The following is a 19212-nucleotide window of genomic DNA, read 5'->3' as shown; positions in this document are numbered from 1 at the left end:
CAATGAGCGACGAGGACCTGTGGCGGGTGCTGCGTGGCATCGCCGACATGCCGTACGGGGCGGGGCAGATCGCGGCGCTGGAGCAACTGCTGCGCCGGGTGGACGCCGCCGACGACAGGCACCTCGCCTTCGTCAGCCGGATGCAGGCCACCACCGGGTATGTCTACGGCGGTGAGCCGGCGAAGTCGTTCGTGACCTTCTCCTGGTGCCTGTCCGAGTTCGACCGCGACCCGCAGCCCTACCACCAGCGCCACCTGCACCAGTTGCTGTGGCACTTCAAGTACATGGTGTCGGGCCTGCTGAAGTTCCCCGAGGTGCCGCTGGACCGCACGTACGCGGTGCTCGACGACATGGAGCGGCGTTACCGGGCCGGCGGGCACAGCCTGCAGACCGTCCACAAGCACCGCTTCCGGGTCGCCGACCACGTGGGCGACGCCGACGCCGCCGCGCACTGGTACCGGCTGTGGCAGACCACGCCCCGCGACGAGTTGTCCGACTGCGCCGGCTGTGACCCGACGAGCCAGGTGGGCTACCTCGCCGACACCGGGCGGGACGCCGAGGCGGTGGCGCTCGCCGAGCCGGTGCTCGCCGGCAGGCTTACCTGCACCGAGCAGCCGCAGGCGATCCTCACGGCGCTCCTGCTGCCCTATCTGCGTACCGGCCGGGGTTCCTCGGCGCGCGACGCGCACCGGGAGGCGTACCGCAAGCTGCGCGGCAACCTCGCCGACCTGTGGGACATCGGCGACCACATCGAGTTCTGCACGCTCACCGGCAACGAGGCGCGGGCGGTCGAGCTGGTCGAGCGGCACCTGGACTGGCTGGACCGGCCGCCGTCGCCGGCAGCGGCGATGCACTTCGCGGCGACGGCCGCCGCCGCGCTGCGTCAGGCGGGTACGGCGACTGTGTACCGCCGGGCCGCCGAGGGTCGGCCGGCTGCCGAGGTGCCCGCGCCGACCCTGGCCGACGAGTTGGCAGCCAGCGCGACCGGGCTGGCCGCCCGCTTCGACGCCCGCAACGGCACCACCCACCAGTCGGAGTGGATCGCCCGCCGGCTCGCCGTACGTCCCGGCGGCGAGCACCTGCCGCTCTCCGCGAGCGTCCGCCGCCGTCCGGCCCGTCCGACCGGGGACGAACCGACACTTCCGCTGCCCGCGGGCGCGCAGGTGCCCGCCGACCGGCGGGGTCGGGAGCGGGCCGAGCCGTCCACCGTGACCGTGCCCGCGGACGCGGACGCGGACGAGTTGCTGACCCTCGCCGAGGAGAGCTGGGGCCGACACGACCGGGCCACGTTCCAGGCGGCGCTGGCCGCGTGCGACGAACGGTTCGGCACCGCCGACCTGCCGACGCGGACGGTCGCGCACCGGCTGGCGCTGCGGGCCGCCGAGCGCGGCGACGAGGACGACATCGAGGGCGCGGTCGAGCTGAACCGGGCGGCGCTGGACCTGTACCGCTCGACGGGCGAAGAGGTGCCCACCCAGGTGATCGCCGGGCGGCTCGGTGTGCTGCTGACCCGGGCCGACGAGCACGCCGAGGAGGGGCTCACCCTGGTCCGGGAGGCCGCCGAGGTGCTCGACCGGCTCGGGGACGCCCGCCAGCGGGCCGCGGCGCACGACCGGCTGGCGTTGGCGCTGCTACACCGGCAACGGTGGTCGGACGCCCTCGCGGCGCTGGACCGGGCACCTGCCGACGCGGGCGGCGACAGGCACCTGGCGGCTCGGATCGCCCTGCACCGAGCACACCTCTTCGAGCAGTCCGACCGCGTCGACGAGGCCCGCGCCGCCGCCGAGCAGGCTCGCCGGCTCGGCCGCGAGCTGGGCATCGACGAGTTGGTCACCGCGGCCTGCCTGGCCCGTGCGCGGACGGTCGACGACCCGGCGGAGGCGGTGGCAGCCTGTGACGAGGCGCTGCGGGTGGCACCGGCGGACGCGGAGCTGCCGGTCCGGGTCGCGCGCGCCCGAGCGCTGCTCTCCGCCGGCCGGGCCGCCGACGCGGTCGACGACTTCGTCGAGGCGGTGACGCTGTGCGTGGAGCGCGGTGCCGAGGGGGACGCGTTCCTGCGCTGGGAGTTGGCGAACGCGTACCGGGTGGTGGGTCGCCTCGCCGAGGCGGCCGAGGTTGCCGAGGAGGCCGTGCTCGGCCTGCACCGGCTGGGCGCCCAGGCGGAGGCCGACCGCTGCCGGCACCTGCTGGCCGGTGTGTACGCCGGACTCGGCGAGATCGATCCGGCGCTGGCCCTGCTGGAGCAGTTGGCCACCAACCTGGACGGCCCGGACAACCTCCCGCACCGGGCCCAGGTGCTTGAGGAGGCCGGCGGGATCCTGTACGACGCCGACCGGGACGCCGTCGCCGCCGAGCGGTTCGCTGCCGCGGCCACGGCGTACCGGCTCGCCGACCTGCCGTTGGACGAACTGCGTGCCCGCCGGCGGGAGGTGTACGCCTGGTTCTGGGCGGACGACCGGCCGGCGGCGGTACGTGCCGTCGAGCAGGTGGACGGGCTGGCGACGACGTTCGCCGGGCAGCCGGATCAGGAGCCGCCTGTGACGTACGAGCTGGCGATGGCGGCCGAGGCCGGTGCGCGGGTGTTGGTCGGGGAGGAGCGGCCGGACGAGGCGCTGGCCCGGCTCGCCGGGGTGCCGGACCGGCTGCGGTCGATCGAGGCGTTCGGTGAGGCGGCCCAGGTGGAGGTCCTCGTCGGCGAGCTGCTGCTGCGCCTGGATCGGCCGGCCGAGGCGGAACCGCTGCTGCGTCGCGTACTCGGAGGGCTCCCGGTGGGTTCGCGGCCGGTCCGCCAGACGGCCTGGCTGCTGGCCCGCGCTCTGGACCTGCTGGATCGAGAGACGGAGGCCGCCGCGCTGCGGGCGGAGCACGACCTCGACCCGGACGAGTGACCTCTGCGCCGACCGGCCGGTTCCACCCGAGTGGTGTCGGCCGGCGGCGCGGCGTGCGCGAGAAGAGCGGTAACCGCCGCCCCACCGCGTTCTGCTCGCGGTCTACGCTTGTCCGGTGACGGTGGAGCAGCAGGCACGGGGTGCGGCGGGTGCGGGCCGGCGCCGGTCCCGCAAGGACGAGATCCTGGAGATCGCGGTCGGTCTGTTCGCCGCCCGTGGCTACCACGGCGTGTCGATGGACGACATCGGTGCGGCGGCCGGGGTGACCGGCCCGGCGCTCTACCACCACTTCGCCGGCAAGGAGGCGATGCTTGCCGCCGCGCTGATCCCGGTCAGCGAGGGGCTGTTGGCCGGCGGCCGGGAACGCGCCGCCGGGCATCCGGACGACCCGCGCGGCGTGCTGGAGTCGCTCATCGACTTCCACGTCGAGTTCGCGCTGGCCAACCCGGCGGTGATCGCGCTGCACCTGCATGAGCTGGACCGCCTGCCGGAGGAGCCACGACGACGGATCCGCCGCCTCCAGCGGATGTACGTCGAGGAGTGGGTGACGGTGCTCACCGCGCTGCACCCGGGCATGCCCGACGGCGAGGCGCGGGTGCTGGCGCACGCCGCGTTCGGCCTGATGAACTCGACACCGTTCCTCGGCGGCGAGGTGGACCGCCGCCGTCGCGCCGAGCTGCTGCGCGGCGCGACCCTGGCCGCGCTGCTCGCCTGAGCCGGGCCGCGCTGCTCGCCTGAGCCCCGGCTCGTCAGGGGTGGGCCGGTCATGGTTCCCTGGCATCGTCCCAACATCCGGACGCCGGGAGGAAACATGATCGAGTCACTGCTGGTCGCCAATCGCGGCGAGATCGCCCGCCGGGTCATCCGGACCGCCAAGCGGCTCGGCATCCGCGCGATCGCGGTGTACTCGGAGGCCGACGCCGACCTGCCCTTCGTCGCCGAGGCGGACGAGGCAGTCCTCATCGGCCCCCCGAACCCGGCGCAGAGCTACCGCAACGTCGAGGCGATCCTCGCCGCCGCGAAGTCGACAGGCGCCCAGGCCATCCACCCCGGCTACGGCTTCCTGTCGGAGAACGCCGAGTTCGCCCGTACCGTCGAGGCGAGCGGGCTGATCTGGGTCGGGCCCGGCGCGGACGCGATCACCGCGATGGGCGACAAGATCAATGCTCGGAACCTGATGGCCGCGGCCGGGGTCCCGGTCGCGCCCGGCACGACCGACCCGGCCGCCGATCTGGACGCGGCGGTCGCCGCCGCCGCGGAGATCGGCTACCCGGTGATGGTCAAGGCCGCCGCCGGTGGCGGCGGTATGGGCATGGGCGTGGCAGTCGACGAGGCCGCGCTGCGCATCGAGTACGACAAGGTGCGCGCGTTCGCCGAACGGATGTTCGGCGACGGTTCGGTGTTGATCGAGCGGTACTTCCCCCGGGTACGCCACGTCGAGGTGCAGATCCTCGGCCTGGCCGACGGCCGGGTGGTGGCGCTCGGCGAGCGGGAGTGCTCGGTGCAGCGGCGCAACCAGAAGCTGGTCGAGGAGTCGCCGTCCCCGGCGGTCTCGCCGGAGCTGCGCGCTCGCCTCCTGGCGGCGGCCGTGCGGGCCGGCGAGGCGGTCGGCTATCGCAATGCGGGCACCGTGGAGTGCCTGCTCGACCCGACTACGAACGAGTTCTTCTTCCTGGAGATGAATACCCGGCTGCAGGTGGAGCACCCGGTGACCGAGTACGTCTACGGCATCGACCTGGTTGAGGAGCAGTTGCGGGTGGCCGCCGGCCTGGCCCCGACGTTCGACCCGGACGCGCTCGCGCCGAGCGGGCACGCCATCGAGCTGCGGATCAACGCCGAGGACCCGAAGCGCTTCCTGCCCGGCCCCGGCGTGGTCAGGACCTGGGTGGAGCCGACCGGCGCGGGCGTCCGGGTGGATTCCGGCTACACCGAGGGCAACACCGTCACCCCGTTCTACGACAGCCTGCTGGCCAAGCTGATCCTCAGCGGTGACACCCGTGAGCAGGCGATCGAACGCGCGAAGGCTGCGGTCGCCGAGTTCCAGATCGAGGGCCCGAAGAACAACCTGCCCTTCTTCGCCGAGCTGCTGGAGAACGACGAGTTCCTCGACGGCACCTACGACACAGGCATCGTCTCCCGCATGCGCTGACCCCCACCCGCCCCGCGCCCCTGCCCTCGGTGATCAAGAGATTTGCGTCAGGATTCCGGTCCCGGATGGCGCAAACCTCTTGATCACCGAGAGCAGGCCGGAGAGCGAGCCTGGGGGTTTACGGCTGTTGGCGCAGATTGTGGGGAGTGTCGAGGTGTTGCTGCCGGGGGTGCCAGGGCTGGCCGAGTAGGCGTGGCAGCTCTCCCCTGTTCTGCCCGGGTAGGCCGGGGGAAGCCGTGTCCAGTCGCGGTGCCCGGTAGTGGCTCTGGGTCGGACCACCGGCCCTGGCCTGGCTGGGCGGGAAGTGCCTGGTGTTGGGCGTCGGGGTCGACGAGCCGCTCAGTGGCTCGCGCTGTCGAGGCAGATCGTCCGACGCGGGGCCGAGGGGCTGGGCCGTGTGGGCGGCCCGCAACTCGCTGACCTCCACCCGGAGGTCGAGATTCTCCCGTTCCAGGTCGGCGATCTTCTGGCGCAGGCACCGTTCGAGATCGCGGCCGTCCCGCACCTCGGTCCGGTCCTCGGTGCGTTCGTCGCGAACGCCATTCGGCGGCCTCTCTCCGCGGGCCCGCTCGTACAACTCGGCGAGGTCGGCCAGCCACTGCCGTCGGAGCTCCGGCGGCAGCGCGTGCTTCACCACGAGCATCACCGTCTGCCAGGGTGGCCCCTTGCTCTCGGCGGTGAAGTGTCGCGACAGCTTCTTGCGCAGACGGGACTGTTTCCTGGTCCGACTGGCTCGGTCGGGATCGGACTGGGGCGTGTAGATCCGGTCCGCCAGCCTCTGCCAGGTGTCGATCGGCCCGATCTCGGGGCAGGTCTCCACGATGTCGCGGACCGTCAGCGCGTACGCCGAAACGGCGGGGTTGTGATAGCGCTGACGGTATTGCGCTTCGAGCGTCGATCGCGGGACCAGTCGGTGTCTTTGGGTGCGTTCTGCTGAGAGTGGCACAGGGGCCTCGGCGTTCACATCGTTCCTTTCAATCCAGTGGTCATGGCGTCCCCGCAAACCGCGCCACGCGGTCCTTCCAAGCTCACATGGCGCCGGATCAACATTTGTACCGCCTCAGATCAAGTAACCGCGTATCCGAGGCTGTGTCGCCAGTCAGATTCTGGCCGGGTGGCTGGCCGGGTCGCCACGTTGAACCTGCGTTCAGCCCTTACACCAGACCAATGTGGCCGGGTCGTGGTCGCAGCGCCGCGATCTCTCGTGTTGGCCGGGTAGTCCTGCGGCAACCCGGTCACAAGATCGTCGTGTTCATCGGGTCGGGTCGTTGTCAGGGAGATGGAAACGTCCAACGCCCGATCCGGATTGGTTGTCGATCGTGGAAGCGGTCGTGGAACTTCCATCGACGTTAACCGCGCCGCAATTGCGGACCGATTGCCGGAGGAAGAGGGATGAACGGTAATGGTGTGTGGCCGCCGAACACAGGACGACGAGGGGCACGCATTCTGCGGAAGGCGTCACTCGGCACCGATGGCGCCGTGGTGATGGCTCTGGTCGTGGGTCGGGAGGACGCCGCCGCATGCGCCGGCGCCCTCTCGACCGCACTCCGATGCGCTGCGGAGCTCTTGGAAGGACCGTCGCAGCGCTGACCACCGGAGGCGTCCTGACGGCGGGGTCGAGCCGTTGGCCGGCCCCGCCCGTCACGCCGGCACCAACGTAGCCACCCTGCCGCCGGCAGTTCCATGGCACTGCCGGTGATGACATCCGTCTGGCCTGATTCATCCCCCGAAGGGTGGTCAGGTGCTGCCCGGAAGGGCCATCTGAACGGGCGGCCATCGCACCGCCTGTCCGTGCCGACAGTGGCGCCGACAGCTACGCGGACCGATGTCGCTACCGTTGCCCCAGCAGAGCAGACAGTGAGGTGACCCCATGACGGACCTGCCGAACTCCGTGTCGATCCGCGAGGTCGGTCCGCGGGACGGGCTGCAGAACGAGGAGCCGATTCCGGTCGACGCCAAGGTGCGGCTGCTGGACGCGCTCTCCGGCACCGGCGTACGCCGGATCGAAGCGGTGTCCTTCGTTCACCCCAGGGCGATCCCGCAGATGGCCGACGCCGACGAGGTGTGGCAGCGGGCCAGGAAGGCCGACGGGGTGCGCTACTCGGCGCTTGTGCCGAACACCCGGGGCGCGCAGCGGGCCCTGGCCGCCGGGTTCACCGAGATCGAGGTGGTGGTGTCGGCAAGCGACACGCACAACCGGCGCAACGTCAACCGCTCCACCGAGGAGTCGCTTGACGACATCGCGGAGCTGATCGACCTCCTGCACGGTGCCTCGGCGCGGGTCGAGGTGATCGTCGCGACGAGCTTCGGCTGCCCGTACGAGGGGGACATCGACCCGAAGCGGGTCGCCGGCATCGTCGACCGCGTGGTCCGCGACGGCGCGGACCGGGTCGCGTTCGGCGACACGACAGGCATGGCGACTCCGCGTCGGGTCCGTGAGCTGCTGACCGCCGTACGCGACCGCAACGCGCACGTGCCGGTGCTGCTGCACTTCCACAACACCCGGGGTACGGCGCTGGCCAACCTGCTGACCGCGCTGGAGCTCGGGGTGACCGAGTTCGACGCCAGTGTCGGCGGCCTGGGCGGCTGCCCGTACGCCCCGGGGGCCAGCGGCAACCTCGCCACCGAGGAGGCCGTGCACATGCTGCACGACATGGGCATCGACACCGGCATCGATCTGGATGCCCTGATCGAGGTGGCCGAGCTGGCCGAGGAGCTGCTCGGCAAGAAGCTGCCGTCCGGGGTGCTGCGGGCGGGTCCGCGTACCCGCCTGACGCCGCTGCCGAGCTGAGGACGCGACGAAGGGGCCGGCGAATACGCCGGCCCCTTCCACCTGCCAGGTCGGTCAGCTCACCGGGGTGAGCATGCTCGGCCAGCTGTCGCGGAAGATGTCCGCCCCGGCGCTGTCGGCGCTGCGCTCGGTGGCGATGCGCGTGCCGGCGAAGAGGTTGCTCACCCGGTTCGCCTCGGCGCTGCTCGGGTACGGGTTGGTGCAGCTGGTGCCGGCGCTGCCGCCGGACATCAGCAGCGAGCAGTTCCCGTTGTAGTTGTCCGGCAGGCCGAGGATGTGCCCGATCTCGTGGGTCACGATCCGCAGCGGGCTGTACTGCGCCGCCTGCTGGGTGTCGATGTAGACCCGGCCGTTGCCGAGGCTGGTCCGCACGGCGTAGGAGCCGCCGCCGGTGATCTGGTAGATCCGCAGGTTGGAGCCGCAGTTCGCGGAGAGCGTCAGGTTGACTGTGGCGTTGTTCCAGATCGAGGCGGCCTGGTTGGCGGTGCCGGCGTAGGCGCCTGCCTGGCTGGTGTTGTAGCAGATGGTCATCGCGGCGGACGCGGGCGCGGGGTTGGCGACCGTGACGGCGAGCGTGGCACCTGCCGTCGCGACGAACGCGACGGCGAGTCGACCGAGTCGTGAGGTCATCGCTGACTCCTATCCGGGAGGGGGTGCCAGGAGCCTATCCACAGAGATTAATAGATTTCAATGTTTACTTTGCGGAAGCCTCGGTTGGTCGCGGGTCGCCGGGAGGAGCGCGAATGCGATAGCCTAACGATCGTTCAGGTCAGTACGGGCGAGGGAGTCGGCGTGACGCTCGACGGTGAGGCGCTGGAGCAACTGCGCAAGCGGGCCCGCTCCGGCGGCGTGGACAAGTACCACGCGGCCAACGAGGCCAAGGGCAAACTCTTTGCACGCGTTCGCGTCGCGCTGCTTGTCGACGAGGGTTCGTTCGTCGAGGACGGCCTCTACGCCAACGCGCTCGCCGACGGGTTGCCCGCCGACGGCGTGGTCACCGGCACCGCCACGATCGACGGCCGGCAGATCTGCCTGATGGCCAACGACTCCACAGTCAAGGCCGGCAGCTGGGGCGCCCGCACCGTCGAGAAGATCATCCGGATCATCGAGCGGGCGTACGGCGCCGGCGTGCCGATGGTCTACCTGGTCGACTCCGCAGGTGCCCGGATCACCGACCAGGTCGACCTCTTCCCCGGCCGGCGGGGCGCCGGCAAGATCTTCTGGAACCAGGTTCGCGCCTCCGGCTCGATCCCGCAGGTCTGCGCGCTGTTCGGCCCGAGCGCCGCCGGTGGGGCGTACATTCCGGCGTTCTGCGACGTGGTGGCGATGGTCGACGGCAACGCCAGCATGTACCTCGGCTCCGACCGCATGGTCGAGATGGTCACCGGTGAGAAGACCACCCTGGAGGCGATGGGCGGGGCCAAGGTGCACACCGCCGAGTCCGGTGTCGGGCACTTCCTCTGCAAGACCGAGGCCGACGCGCTCGACGTGGTGAAGACCTACCTGTCGTACCTGCCGGCGAACTGGACCCAGGCGCCGCCGGCCGCGCCGGCGGTCGCCGCGCCCGCGAAGGCCGACCTGGCTGCGCTCGTGCCGGCCAGCGAGCGGCAGGCGTTCGACATGCGGCGGTACGTCAAGGGCCTGCTCGACGAGGGTTCCTTCTTCGAGATCCAGGCGCTGTGGGCCAAGGAGCTGACCATCGGGTTCGGTCGCCTCGACGGCCAGGTCGTCGGCGTGCTCGGCAACAACTCGATGTTCAAGGGCGGGGTGCTCTTCGTCGACTCGGCCGACAAGGCGACCCGGTTCGTGCAGCTCTGCGACGCGTTCAACGTGCCGCTGCTCTTCCTCAGCGACGTACCCGGCTTCATGGTGGGCAGCGCGGTGGAGAAGCAGGGCATCATCCGGCACGGTGCAAAGATGATCACTGCGATCTCCGAGGCGACAGTCCCGAAGATCTGCGTGGTGGTCCGCAAGGCGTACGGCGCCGGCCTCTACGCGATGGCCGGTCCCGGGTTCGAGCCGGACGCCACCATCGCGCTGCCGACCGCGAAGATCGCCGTGATGGGCGCCGAGGCCGCCGTGAACGCCGTCTACGCCAACAAGATCGCCGCCATCGCCGACGCGGACGAGCGGGCCGCCTTCGTCGCCGCCAAGCGCGCCGAGTACGAGCAGGACATCGACGTCGTCCGGCTGGCCAGCGAACTGGTGGTGGACGCCATCGTCGAGCCGCACGACCTGCGCACCGAGCTGGTCCGTCGCTTCGCCGCCGCCCGTACGAAGGATCGGCACTTCTCCCGACGCCGGCACGGCGTCACCCCCGTCTGACCCTCGCCCCCACCCCCCACAGCGATCCGCCCGCGGCGTCACGAGCGCTCGGGCGGCCGTCCACACAGGAGGATGAGATGGACTTCCGGCTCACCGAGGACCAAACGGCGCTGCGGGAGAGCGTGCGGGACTTCGCCCGCGAGGTGGTCGCCCCGGTCATCGCCGAGCACTACGAGCGGCACACCTTCCCGTACGAGGTGATCCGGCAGATGGGCAAGATGGGCCTCTTCGGCCTGCCCTTCGGCGAGGAGCACGGCGGGATGGGCGGCGACTACTTCGCGCTGTGCCTGGCCCTGGAGGAGCTGGCCCGGGTCGACTCCAGCGTCGCGATCACGCTGGAGGCGGCAGTCTCACTCGGCGCGATGCCGATCTACCGTTTCGGCACCGAGGAGCAGAAGGCCACCTGGCTGCCGAAGCTGCTCAGCGGGGAGGCCCTGGCCGGCTTCGGGCTCACCGAGCCGGGCACCGGCTCCGACGCCGCAGGCACCCAGACGCGCGCCGTGCTCGACGGCGACGAATGGGTCATCAACGGGTCGAAGGCGTTCATCACCAACTCGGGAACCGACATCACCGCCCTGGTCACCGTCACCGCCGTGACCGGTACGAACGCGGACGGCTCCAAGGAACTGTCGACGATCATCGTGCCCACCGGCACACCCGGATTCACAGTCGCCCCCGGCTACTCCAAGGTCGGGTGGACCGCCTCGGACACCCACGAGTTGACCTTCGACGACTGTCGGGTGCCCGCCGCCAACCTCCTTGGCGCGCGCGGCCGAGGGTTCGCCCAGTTCCTGCGGATCCTCGACGAGGGCCGGATCGCGATCGCCGCACTGTCCGTCGGCCTCGCCCAGGGCTGCGTCGACGAGTCGATCAAGTACGCGCGGGAGCGGCAGGCGTTCGGTCGCCCGATCGGTGCCAACCAGGCGATCCAGTTCAAGATCGCCGACATGGAACTGAAGGCGCACACCGCCCGGCTGGCCTACTACGACGCCGCCGCCCGGATGCTGGCCGGTGAGCCGTTCAAGCGGCAGGCCGCCATCGCGAAGCTGCACGCCAGCACGATCGCTGTGGACAACGCCCGGGAGGCGACCCAGATCCACGGCGGCTACGGCTTCATGAACGAGTACCCGGTCGCCCGCTTCTGGCGGGACTCCAAGATCCTGGAGATCGGCGAGGGCACCAGCGAAGTGCAGCGCATGATCATCGCGCGCGACCTGGGCCTCTGACCCGGAGGTAAGCCCTCGCAATCTTGGACAGTTTCCGTCAGCCCAGATAACGGAAACTGTCCAAGATCTCGTTGAGCGGTGGTGCCTGAGGGCCGCGCCGGGCATCCGCCGGCTTGTAGTGGCGGGGCCAGCGGTTCGGCTGTCGGATATCGGCGAGCGGGCGTCGGCAGGACGACGTTCGACTGCCGATGGTCGGAGTCGATCCGTACTCTTCGTGCCCATGACTCCGGATCATGATCGGTCGCGGAGCCCGGCCGGTCGTACCGGGCTGCCGGAGCTGCTCCGCGCCCACCGGCGCGCGGCCGGCCTGACCCAGGCGGAGCTGGCGTCCCGTGCCGGGGTCGGCGTGCGGACGGTGCGGGACCTGGAGCGCGGCCGCTCGGTTCGACCGCAGCGCACGACCGTCGAGTTGCTCGCCACGGCGTTGGAGTTGGACGGCGCCGACCGGGCGGCGTTCCTGGCCGCGGCCCGCGGCGCCGCCGGCGGTGAGCCGCCCCGAACGGACGTCATCTCGGGCACGCTCGGGGTTGGTGCCGGCGTCACGTCGACGGCCGAAGCTGCCCGGGCCGCCGCTCCGGTAGCCCTCCCACCACCGGTCGCCCTGATCGGCCGCGACCGTGACGTCAGCGAGCTGGCCGGAATGCTGACCGCGGAGCGCAGCCCCCGACTGGTGAGTCTGGTCGGGCTGGCCGGGGTCGGCAAGACCGCGCTCGCGCTCGCCGTCGCCCACGCGGTGGCCCGCGCACATCCGGGCGGTGTGGCCGGCGTGCTGGTGGGCGAGGGCTCGGACGGGCCGGACGTGCTCGCCGCCACGATGACCGTCCTCGGCGCGGCCCGGCTGCCGGAACTCGTCGCCCGGCTCGCCGGCCGGCCGGCCCTGCTGGTCATGGACGCGGTCGAGCGCGCCCCCGGCCCGGTGGCCGAGACACTGCACCGGCTGGGCACCGTGTTGCCGTCGCTGCGGGTGCTGGTCACCGGACGGCACCCGGTAGGGCTGCCCGGCGAACGCGTCTGGCCGGTCGCCCCGCTCGAGGTGCCGCCGCCGGACGCCGAGCACTACGGGCCGGCGACGCTCGGCTCGTGGCCGGCGGTCGCGCTGTTCACCGCACGGCTCGCCCAGGTCCGTCGGGATCCGCCGACCCCCGACGAGTTGCCGGCGCTGGCCGCCCTGGTCCGTCGGCTGGGCGGCCTGCCGCTGGCCATCGAGCTGATGGCCGCCCGGGGCCGGCTGCTCGACCTCACCGAACTGCTCGACCGGTACGGCGACCGCGTGCTCGACCTGACCACCTCGGCCGACCCGGCGGCCCGTACCCGCTGGGACGGGTCGGGGGCGGCCACCCGCCGCCCGCCTGCCACCGATGCCACCCGGGCGGCGGTGGCGGTGACCCTGCGGGACGCGGTGGCGACCAGCTATCGCCTGCTCGCGCCGGCCGAACGCGACGCACTGCGGCGGCTCGCCGTGTTCGGCAACCGGTGGTCGGTGGAGCTGGCCGAGGAGATGCTCGCCGACGAGGCCGACCGGGACGGTACGGTCGCGATCGATCCGGTCCCTCTGCTGGACCGCCTCGTCGAGCTCGGCCTGTTGAGCGTTCGCGGCACCGGGCCGTTCCGGTTCCGCCTGCTCGACGCGGTCCGTGACTTCGCCATCGAGCAGGCCGTTGGTGGTGGCGAGCTGACCTGCGTACGGCGTCGGCACGCGGAGGTGGTCGCCCGCCTCGTGGCGCGGACCGCCTCGGACCTGGCCGGCCCCCGGATGCTCGACGCGGTGCACCGGCTCGACGAGGTGAGCAGCGACATCAGTACGGCCCTGGCCCACGCTGCTACCGACGACCCGCTGACCGCGCTCCGCCTGGCGGCCTGCCTGCCTCGCTGGTGGCGCTTCCGGGGGCGCGACGTGGCCGGGCGGCAGTGGCTGCGGCGGTTGTTGGCCGACCCCCGAACCGCCGACGCGGACCCGATCCTGCGCGGCTGGGCCAGCCTCGGAGTGGCCCGGCTCGCCGCCGAGCACGGCGCGGAGGCCGACGAGTTGCCGACGGCGCGGGCCGCGTTGGAGACGTTCCGCCAGGCGGGCGACGTGACAGGCGAGCTGGAGGCTCGGAGTGTGCTCGGTGCGCTGCTGACAACCGTCGGCGGGCACGACGAGGCCCGGGAGCAGGCCGAGGCGGTGCTCCGGCTCGCCGCCCGCAACGGACGGACCCGCGATCTGGCGGTGGCGCAGAACAGCCTCGCCTGGCACGAGATCCGGGTCGGTGATCTGGGCGCGGCGCGCCGTCGGCTGGCCGCCGTGGACCGGCTCGCCGCCGAGGGTGGTGAGCAGCGGTTGCGGGTGCTGGCCTGGGCCAACCGGGCCGAGGTGTCCCGCCTGGAGGGCCGGTACGCCGACGCGGTCGACCAGGGCCGGCGCGCGGCGGCGGCGCTGTTCGAGTTGGGTGACCCGGGGCATCGGCGGCGGGTGCTCGGGACGGTCGGCCTGGCGCTCGCGCAGGACGGGCGTGCCGCGGAGGCGACCGAGGTGCTCAGCGAACTACGCGCGGGGTCCGCCGAGGCGACAGTTGTCGTACCCGGGCAGCAGTGGGTGGAGCGGGTCGGGCTCCCGCGACCGCGCTCGGACGACACGGTGTTGTCCTGGGGCGGGCCGGAGGCGGGAATCTGTGCGCTGATCGAGGGGAACCTGGCGCTGCACCGGGGTGACCGGGAGTTGGCGGCGGAGTGGTTCGCCGCTGCCGCCGAGGCCGGTCACGATCGGCGGGACGTGGTGGAGGCGCTTGTGGGCCTCGCCGCGAGCACATCGGACCCGACGGTCCTCGATCGTCTCGACCGGGCCTGCGAGGAGAGCGGCATTCTGTTGCTGCCGCAGGAGTCTGGTTTGCTCTATGCGCTGATGGCCGCGCGGGGTGGGCCTGCCGAGCGGTAGTCGAGCACCCGCGGGTGGCCCGTCGGACGGGGAGTGGCGCGAGCGAAGAGCCCCCTTGGTGCTACCCCTCGCTGTTCGCCCGCGCCGTCACCCCCCGGTGATTCCCCGGTGGACGAAAGCCTGCCACCGCCGCTCGGGCAGAAGGTGCTCTTCAAGAGGTTTGTCCGGTCTGCAAAGTCAGTTCTGCCGGTCTTTCTGCCGGTGCTCCGGCACCTGCGGTCAGGCCGGGTCGCAGTCGTCGGCGTCGGCCGTCTCCTGATCGGTGCTGCCCGCGGTGGCACCGGGATGGACCGCGTCCCGCACCCGGCGCAGGCCGTCGAGCAGTGCCGCCAGAGCCGTGGGGTCGAGCTGGCCGGTGAACCACTGCTCGATGATCCGCAGATGGCCGGGCAGCGTCTCGTCGAGCCGCTGCATGCCGGCCGCTGTGACCACCGCGTACGAGCTGCGGCGATCGTTCGGGCAGGCCCGGCGGGTGAGCAGCCCGTCGCGTTCCATCCGGTCCACCACGCGCGTCACCCCGCTTGTGGACAGGGAGGTCTGCGCGGCGAGGTCGGTCATCCGCAGCTGGTTGCCCGGCGAGCGGGCCAGCCGGGTGATCACTTCGAACTCGACCGAGGAGAGGCCGTGCTCCTCGAGTTGGGCGGCGAACCGGGCCGAGAGCCCGGCGTGGACCTCGTAGAGGAGGCCAACCGCGGTGATCCGGGGGTCGTCGAACACGTTGGTCACTCGTTAACCCTACCAGTCCTTGACACGGGGAATGTTGTTGCGGTTATATTTGCTCAAGCAGTCGTTGGGCTACTAAACAATCTTCTGGAGGACACCAGCATGACCAGCAGCATCGATGCGGTTACCCGCGACTGGGACGGTCTCACCATCCCGGCGGCCGGCACCTACATGCTGGACGTGGCGCACAAGCGGGTCGGCTTCGTCGCCCGGCACATGATGGTGAGCAAGGTCCGTGGTGAGTTCAAGGAGGCGACCGCCACCGTCACCGTCGCCGAGGACCCGCTGCAGTCCTCGGTCGTCGCGACCATCCAGGCCGCCAGCATCGACACCACCCAGGGCGACCGGGACGCGCACCTGCGCAGCCCCGAGTTCCTGGACGCCGAGAAGTACCCGACCCTGGAGTTCCGCAGCACCGGCGTCAAGTCCCGGAGCGGCAACGAGTTCGTGCTCACCGGTGAGCTGACCATCAAGGACGTCACCCGTCCGGTGGAGCTGGAGGTCGAGTTCGAGGGCGTGGGTCGCAGCCCGTTCGGCCAGGACATCTTCGGCTTCTCCGCGAGCACCGAGATCGACCGCGAGGAGTTCGGCCTGACCTGGAACGTCACCCTGGAGACCGGTGGCGTGCTGGTCGGCAAGAAGATCAAGATCGAGATCGAGGGCGAGGCTGTCCGCCAGGCCTGATCCCACGGATCACCGGTACGCCGGGCCCGCGCCGCACGTCGGCGCGGGCCCGGCGTCGTCAGTGCCGTACACGTGGGATTTGTCACGACTTGTTCCCATCCGGACGGGGTCCGGCGCGTCAGGTACCGGGTAGAGATGGCGCCACGAGCGCGTCCACTCCGCCAGGCGTCGGATCACAGTTGTCGGCCTCTGGCCCTGGCCAGGCGAGCGCTCTTACCGTTAATGGTTCACAATGCGCTTTCCGGGACGGCAGGATCCCGACCGCGCCGGCGTTCGGGAGGACACATGGGCAGGGACGTCTCGCAGGGCGCCTTCACCCGGGAGGACCGCGTCCGCTACCGGCAGAAGGTTCGGCGGTGCCTGGACGTCTTCGCCCTGATGCTCGACGACTTCGGGTTCGACGCAGACCGGCCGATGACCGGCCTGGAGATCGAGCTGAACCTGGTCGACTCGGAAGCCGAGCCGGCGATGCGCAACGAGGAGATCCTCGCCGAGATCGCCGACCCGCTGTTCCAGACCGAGCTGGGGCAGTTCAACCTGGAGTTGAACGCGGAGCCCCGACTGATCGAGGGCACCGGTTTCGCCGACTACGAACACGACCTGCGCAGCAGTCTGAGCCGGGCAGACGAGCGCGCGGCCAAGTCGGACGCGAAGATCGTCCTGGTCGGCATCCTGCCCACCCTCACCGAGGGCCACCTGGTCGAGGACAATCTCTCCACCAACGAGCGCTACCGGGTGCTCAACGACCAGATCGTCGGCGCCCGCGGTGAGGCCATCGAACTCGACATCCGTGGCGTCGAGCAGTTGCGGACGCACACCGACTCGATCGCCCCCGAGGCGGCCTGCACCAGCCTTCAGTTCCATCTCCAGGTCGCGCCGGACAGCTTCGCCGACTACTGGAACGCCTCCCAGGCCATCGCCGGGGTGCAGGTGGCGGTCGGGGCGAACTCGCCCTTCCTGTACGGCCGCCAACTCTGGGCCGAGACCCGGATCGCCCTGTTCAAGCAGGCCACCGACACCCGCCCGGAAGAGCTCAAGGCTCAGGGCGTACGCCCCCGGGTCTGGTTCGGTGAGCGGTGGATCACCTCGATCTTCGACTTGTTCGAGGAGAACGTCAGGTACTTCCCGCCGCTGCTGCCGATCTGCGAGGACGAGGACCCGGTGGAGGTGCTGCACGCCGGTGGGGTGCCCCAACTGGGTGAGCTGCGGCTGCACAACGGCACCGTCTACCGCTGGAACCGCCCGGTCTACGACATCATGAACGGCCGCCCGCACCTGCGAGTGGAAAATCGCGTGCTGCCCGCCGGACCGACGGTGGTGGACATGCTGGCGAACGCCGCCTTCTACTTCGGGCTGGTCCGTGGCCTGGCCGAGGCGGACCGGCCGATCTGGAGTCAGCTCACGTTCAGCTCGGCCGAGGAGAACTTCCACTCGGCCGCCCGACGTGGGTTGGACGCCGTGCTGCACTGGCCCCGATTCGGTGACGTGCCGGTCACCAAGCTGGTGTTGGAGCACCTGCTGCCCGTCGCCGCGACAGGCCTGGACGGGTTCGGCGTCGACCCGGCACAGCGGGACCGGCTGCTCGGCATCATCGAGCAGCGCTGCCGTACCGGCCGCAACGGTGCCGTCTGGCAGACCGAGGCGGTCTGGGCGGCGGAGCGCCAGCGGGGCATGGACCGCGGCGCCGCGCTGCACCACATGGTGCAGCGGTACGCGGAACTCCAGCGCGGCAACGAACCGGTCCACACCTGGCCCGTCGACTGATCCCACCCGCAGAGCGCCGAGGCGGACGCGGTCAGTCGGCGGGGCGGGTGCTCCTGCGGGGTGGGCGGGCACGGCGGGGTGCCGGTTCCTCGGTCGCCCCGGCGGTGGCGGATTCGGCTGGCTCCGTGCCCTCCGGGGACGGCCGGGGCGCCGGTACCCGGGGTACGGCGGTCGTGCCGCCAGACCGGTTCTCCGCCCTGGTCGTCGACGACGCGGTCGCGGTCCTGCCGCGCCGAGGCGCCGTACCGGTCGAGGTGTCCGTCGCAGGCGCAGGGCTGTCCGCCCCGGCGCTGTCCGCCCCGGCGCTGTCCGGCCCGGCGCTGTTCGCCCTGGCGCGGTCCGTCTCGGCGCTGTCCGCCCGGTCCGACGACGGTACGGTCGCGCCGGCCGAGGCCGGGTCGACCCGAGCGCTCGGTCGGGTGGTCGGATCGGACTCGGTCGGGGTCGGCGCGGTCGGCGCGGTCGGGACGGGCTGCGTGCCCGCGGCGGCTGCCCGTCGGTGGGCGGCACGCCTGCGGCCGGCCCGCTCGGCGAGGACGGCGGCCAGTATCGAGCCGCCGACACCGGCGATCACCGCGTACGGGGCGATGATCTGGGTGGAGAACTGCGCGGGCCCGAGCGTGGCCCAGCGCGGCACCGTGGTCAGGTAGGCGAGCGCGACGAGCAGCGGGCCGGCCGCGCCGGAGGCCGCCGCGCCGGTCCGGTGTCCGCCCGAGCGCGCGGCGCCCCGAGCGACGAGCGCACCGATCAGGAGCGCGGGTACGAGCGCCAGCAGCGCTCCGGGCCAGTAGAGCTGGCCCCCGATCCAGTACCGCGCGTGGTCCGGGTCGAGCTGCCACGTGCCGAGCTGGGCGCCTGTGAGCCCGCGCCCGACGCGTACCCCGTCGATGACCGAGACCACCGCGAGCAGCCAGAGCCAGGCGGCCGTCGCGGTGACGTTCAGCGCGGCGGTGCGGGACCGCAGCGCCCAGAGTGCGACGACCACGCCGATCAGGATGCCCAGCGCCGCGTGCAGCGCGGCGACCCGTTGCGGTGTACCGGTGTCGGTGCCCACGGCGACCCGTGCCGGTACGGCGACCAGCAGCACGGTGACCAGTCCACCGAGCCCGGCGCCGAGCGCCAGTGACAGCCTGCGGAGCAGGCCGCCGCGCTCGGCGGGCAGCGTGTCGGCCACGGGTGTCACCCGATCGGCCGACGAGGTCGGCTGGTCCTGCGTCGCGTCGGTGCCCGCGGCCCGGATCGACCGCTCGCCGTCGAGCACCGCCGGCTGCGGCAGTCGCGCCTCGCGCGCCGGGGCGGACGCCGTCGGCGTGGCGTCAGCCGCCGAGGCCGGCGCCATCGGTTCGGCGTCGACGGCCGGCTGGGCGACTGCCGGGAGCATGGCACGTCTGTCGACCGTCGAGAGCACGGCACGCTGGTGCAGTCGCTGCGCGCAGACCGCACCCAGCACCGTCGAGCTGGCGGCGAGCCAGGTGGCCCAGGCGAGGCCGTCCGCCCAGGCCGTGTCGTTGGCCCCCGCGTCGGTGGGCGTCCAGGTGATGACGCCGAGCCCGTAGCCGAAGCCGAGCTGTGCGGCACCCGCGCCGGCAGCGACCCCGATCGCCGTCACGATCGATACTCCCCAGCCCCGTCTGGCCATGCCGGGCAGCGTAACGTCCCGTCGTCGGTGCGGCGAGTCGCAGCGACCCGCCGGTATGGACCGTCGGCACAACGTGATGGGCGGCGAACGGTACGGTCGCCGGTGATGA

General features: G+C 71.9%; 13 protein-coding genes. 9 read left to right on the top strand and 4 right to left on the bottom strand.

The features are described 5' to 3' along the window. The first annotated feature begins 2 nt into the window (after positions 1-2). The 3 genes from ACLQ26_RS25240 to ACLQ26_RS25230 all read left to right on the top strand — a co-directional run bounded on the left by ACLQ26_RS25240 (position 3) and on the right by ACLQ26_RS25230 (position 5037). Positions 3-2888, top strand: a complete 2886-nt coding sequence (locus ACLQ26_RS25240; RefSeq protein ID WP_425746789.1) for a hypothetical protein — start codon at positions 3-5, stop codon at positions 2886-2888. 115 nt (positions 2889-3003) lie between these two features. Next, the gene (locus ACLQ26_RS25235; protein WP_007454080.1) at positions 3004-3603 is read left to right on the top strand and encodes a TetR/AcrR family transcriptional regulator; all 600 of its coding nucleotides are present in this window, start codon (positions 3004-3006) and stop codon (positions 3601-3603) included. A 96-nt stretch (positions 3604-3699) separates the two neighbouring features. Beyond that, the gene (locus ACLQ26_RS25230; RefSeq protein WP_425746788.1) at positions 3700-5037 is read left to right on the top strand and encodes an acetyl-CoA carboxylase biotin carboxylase subunit; all 1338 of its coding nucleotides are present in this window, start codon (positions 3700-3702) and stop codon (positions 5035-5037) included. 118 nt (positions 5038-5155) lie between these two features. Here ACLQ26_RS25230 and ACLQ26_RS25225 read toward each other — a convergent pair whose 3' ends face one another. Continuing rightward, positions 5156-5857: a hypothetical protein gene (locus tag ACLQ26_RS25225; protein ID WP_425746787.1), complete on the bottom strand. Its 702-nt coding sequence runs from the start codon at positions 5855-5857 to the stop codon at positions 5156-5158. Between the two features lie 1050 nt (positions 5858-6907). On the opposite strand from ACLQ26_RS25225, the gene ACLQ26_RS25220 reads away from it, so the two are divergent. Next, on the top strand, positions 6908-7828 hold the full coding sequence (locus ACLQ26_RS25220) for a hydroxymethylglutaryl-CoA lyase (RefSeq protein ID WP_425746786.1): 921 nt from the start codon (positions 6908-6910) through the stop codon (positions 7826-7828). Positions 7829-7882: 54 nt separating this feature from the next. On the opposite strand, the gene ACLQ26_RS25215 is transcribed toward ACLQ26_RS25220, so the two are convergent. Beyond that, complete coding sequence (locus ACLQ26_RS25215; protein WP_425746785.1) at positions 7883-8458, bottom strand: snapalysin family zinc-dependent metalloprotease; 576 nt, start codon at positions 8456-8458, stop codon at positions 7883-7885. Positions 8459-8620: 162 nt separating this feature from the next. On the opposite strand from ACLQ26_RS25215, the gene ACLQ26_RS25210 reads away from it, so the two are divergent. From ACLQ26_RS25210 to ACLQ26_RS25200, 3 genes are all read left to right on the top strand, one after another. Next, complete coding sequence (locus ACLQ26_RS25210; RefSeq protein WP_425746784.1) at positions 8621-10153, top strand: acyl-CoA carboxylase subunit beta; 1533 nt, start codon at positions 8621-8623, stop codon at positions 10151-10153. Between the two features lie 77 nt (positions 10154-10230). After that, positions 10231-11379 (top strand): acyl-CoA dehydrogenase family protein, encoded by a 1149-nt coding sequence (locus ACLQ26_RS25205; RefSeq protein ID WP_425746783.1) that lies wholly within the window; start codon positions 10231-10233, stop codon positions 11377-11379. A 220-nt stretch (positions 11380-11599) separates the two neighbouring features. After that, a complete protein-coding gene (locus ACLQ26_RS25200) occupies positions 11600-14293 on the top strand; it encodes an ATP-binding protein (RefSeq protein ID WP_425746782.1) in 2694 nt (897 codons plus the stop codon). A 219-nt stretch (positions 14294-14512) separates the two neighbouring features. Here ACLQ26_RS25200 and ACLQ26_RS25195 read toward each other — a convergent pair whose 3' ends face one another. Beyond that, positions 14513-15019 (bottom strand): MarR family winged helix-turn-helix transcriptional regulator, encoded by a 507-nt coding sequence (locus tag ACLQ26_RS25195; RefSeq protein ID WP_425746781.1) that lies wholly within the window; start codon positions 15017-15019, stop codon positions 14513-14515. A gap of 99 nt (positions 15020-15118) precedes the next feature. Between ACLQ26_RS25195 and ACLQ26_RS25190 the strand changes: the two genes are divergently transcribed. Further along, positions 15119-15700, top strand: a complete 582-nt coding sequence (locus ACLQ26_RS25190; protein WP_393290806.1) for a YceI family protein — start codon at positions 15119-15121, stop codon at positions 15698-15700. 285 nt (positions 15701-15985) lie between these two features. Further along, positions 15986-17464 (top strand): glutamate--cysteine ligase, encoded by a 1479-nt coding sequence (locus tag ACLQ26_RS25185; RefSeq protein WP_425746780.1) that lies wholly within the window; start codon positions 15986-15988, stop codon positions 17462-17464. 31 nt (positions 17465-17495) lie between these two features. Here ACLQ26_RS25185 and ACLQ26_RS25180 read toward each other — a convergent pair whose 3' ends face one another. Beyond that, positions 17496-19103 (bottom strand): hypothetical protein, encoded by a 1608-nt coding sequence (locus ACLQ26_RS25180; protein WP_425746779.1) that lies wholly within the window; start codon positions 19101-19103, stop codon positions 17496-17498. Positions 19104-19212: the final 109 nt, after the last annotated feature.

Origin of the sequence: Micromonospora sp. DT43 (genome assembly GCF_049841645.1) — a bacterium.
Lineage (GTDB): Bacteria > Actinomycetota > Actinomycetes > Mycobacteriales > Micromonosporaceae > Micromonospora.
Note: the sequence above shows the minus strand (reverse complement) of the source record. Positions and strands in the feature narration are given on the sequence as shown.

What these genes read in the sequence shown, in the direction of transcription:
- ACLQ26_RS25185 (WP_425746780.1), top strand. Translation starts at nt 15,986, where the DNA reads ATGGGCAGGGACGTCTCGCAGGGCGCCTTCACCCGGGAGGACCGCGTC.
- ACLQ26_RS25190 (WP_393290806.1), top strand. Translation starts at nt 15,119, where the DNA reads ATGACCAGCAGCATCGATGCGGTTACCCGCGACTGGGACGGTCTCACC.
- ACLQ26_RS25205 (WP_425746783.1), top strand. Translation starts at nt 10,231, where the DNA reads ATGGACTTCCGGCTCACCGAGGACCAAACGGCGCTGCGGGAGAGCGTG.
- ACLQ26_RS25230 (WP_425746788.1), top strand. Translation starts at nt 3,700, where the DNA reads ATGATCGAGTCACTGCTGGTCGCCAATCGCGGCGAGATCGCCCGCCGG.
- ACLQ26_RS25180 (WP_425746779.1), bottom strand. Translation starts at nt 19,103, where the DNA reads ATGGCCAGACGGGGCTGGGGAGTATCGATCGTGACGGCGATCGGGGTC.
- ACLQ26_RS25240 (WP_425746789.1), top strand. Translation starts at nt 3, where the DNA reads ATGAGCGACGAGGACCTGTGGCGGGTGCTGCGTGGCATCGCCGACATG.
- ACLQ26_RS25215 (WP_425746785.1), bottom strand. Translation starts at nt 8,458, where the DNA reads ATGACCTCACGACTCGGTCGACTCGCCGTCGCGTTCGTCGCGACGGCA.
- ACLQ26_RS25200 (WP_425746782.1), top strand. Translation starts at nt 11,600, where the DNA reads ATGACTCCGGATCATGATCGGTCGCGGAGCCCGGCCGGTCGTACCGGG.
- ACLQ26_RS25220 (WP_425746786.1), top strand. Translation starts at nt 6,908, where the DNA reads ATGACGGACCTGCCGAACTCCGTGTCGATCCGCGAGGTCGGTCCGCGG.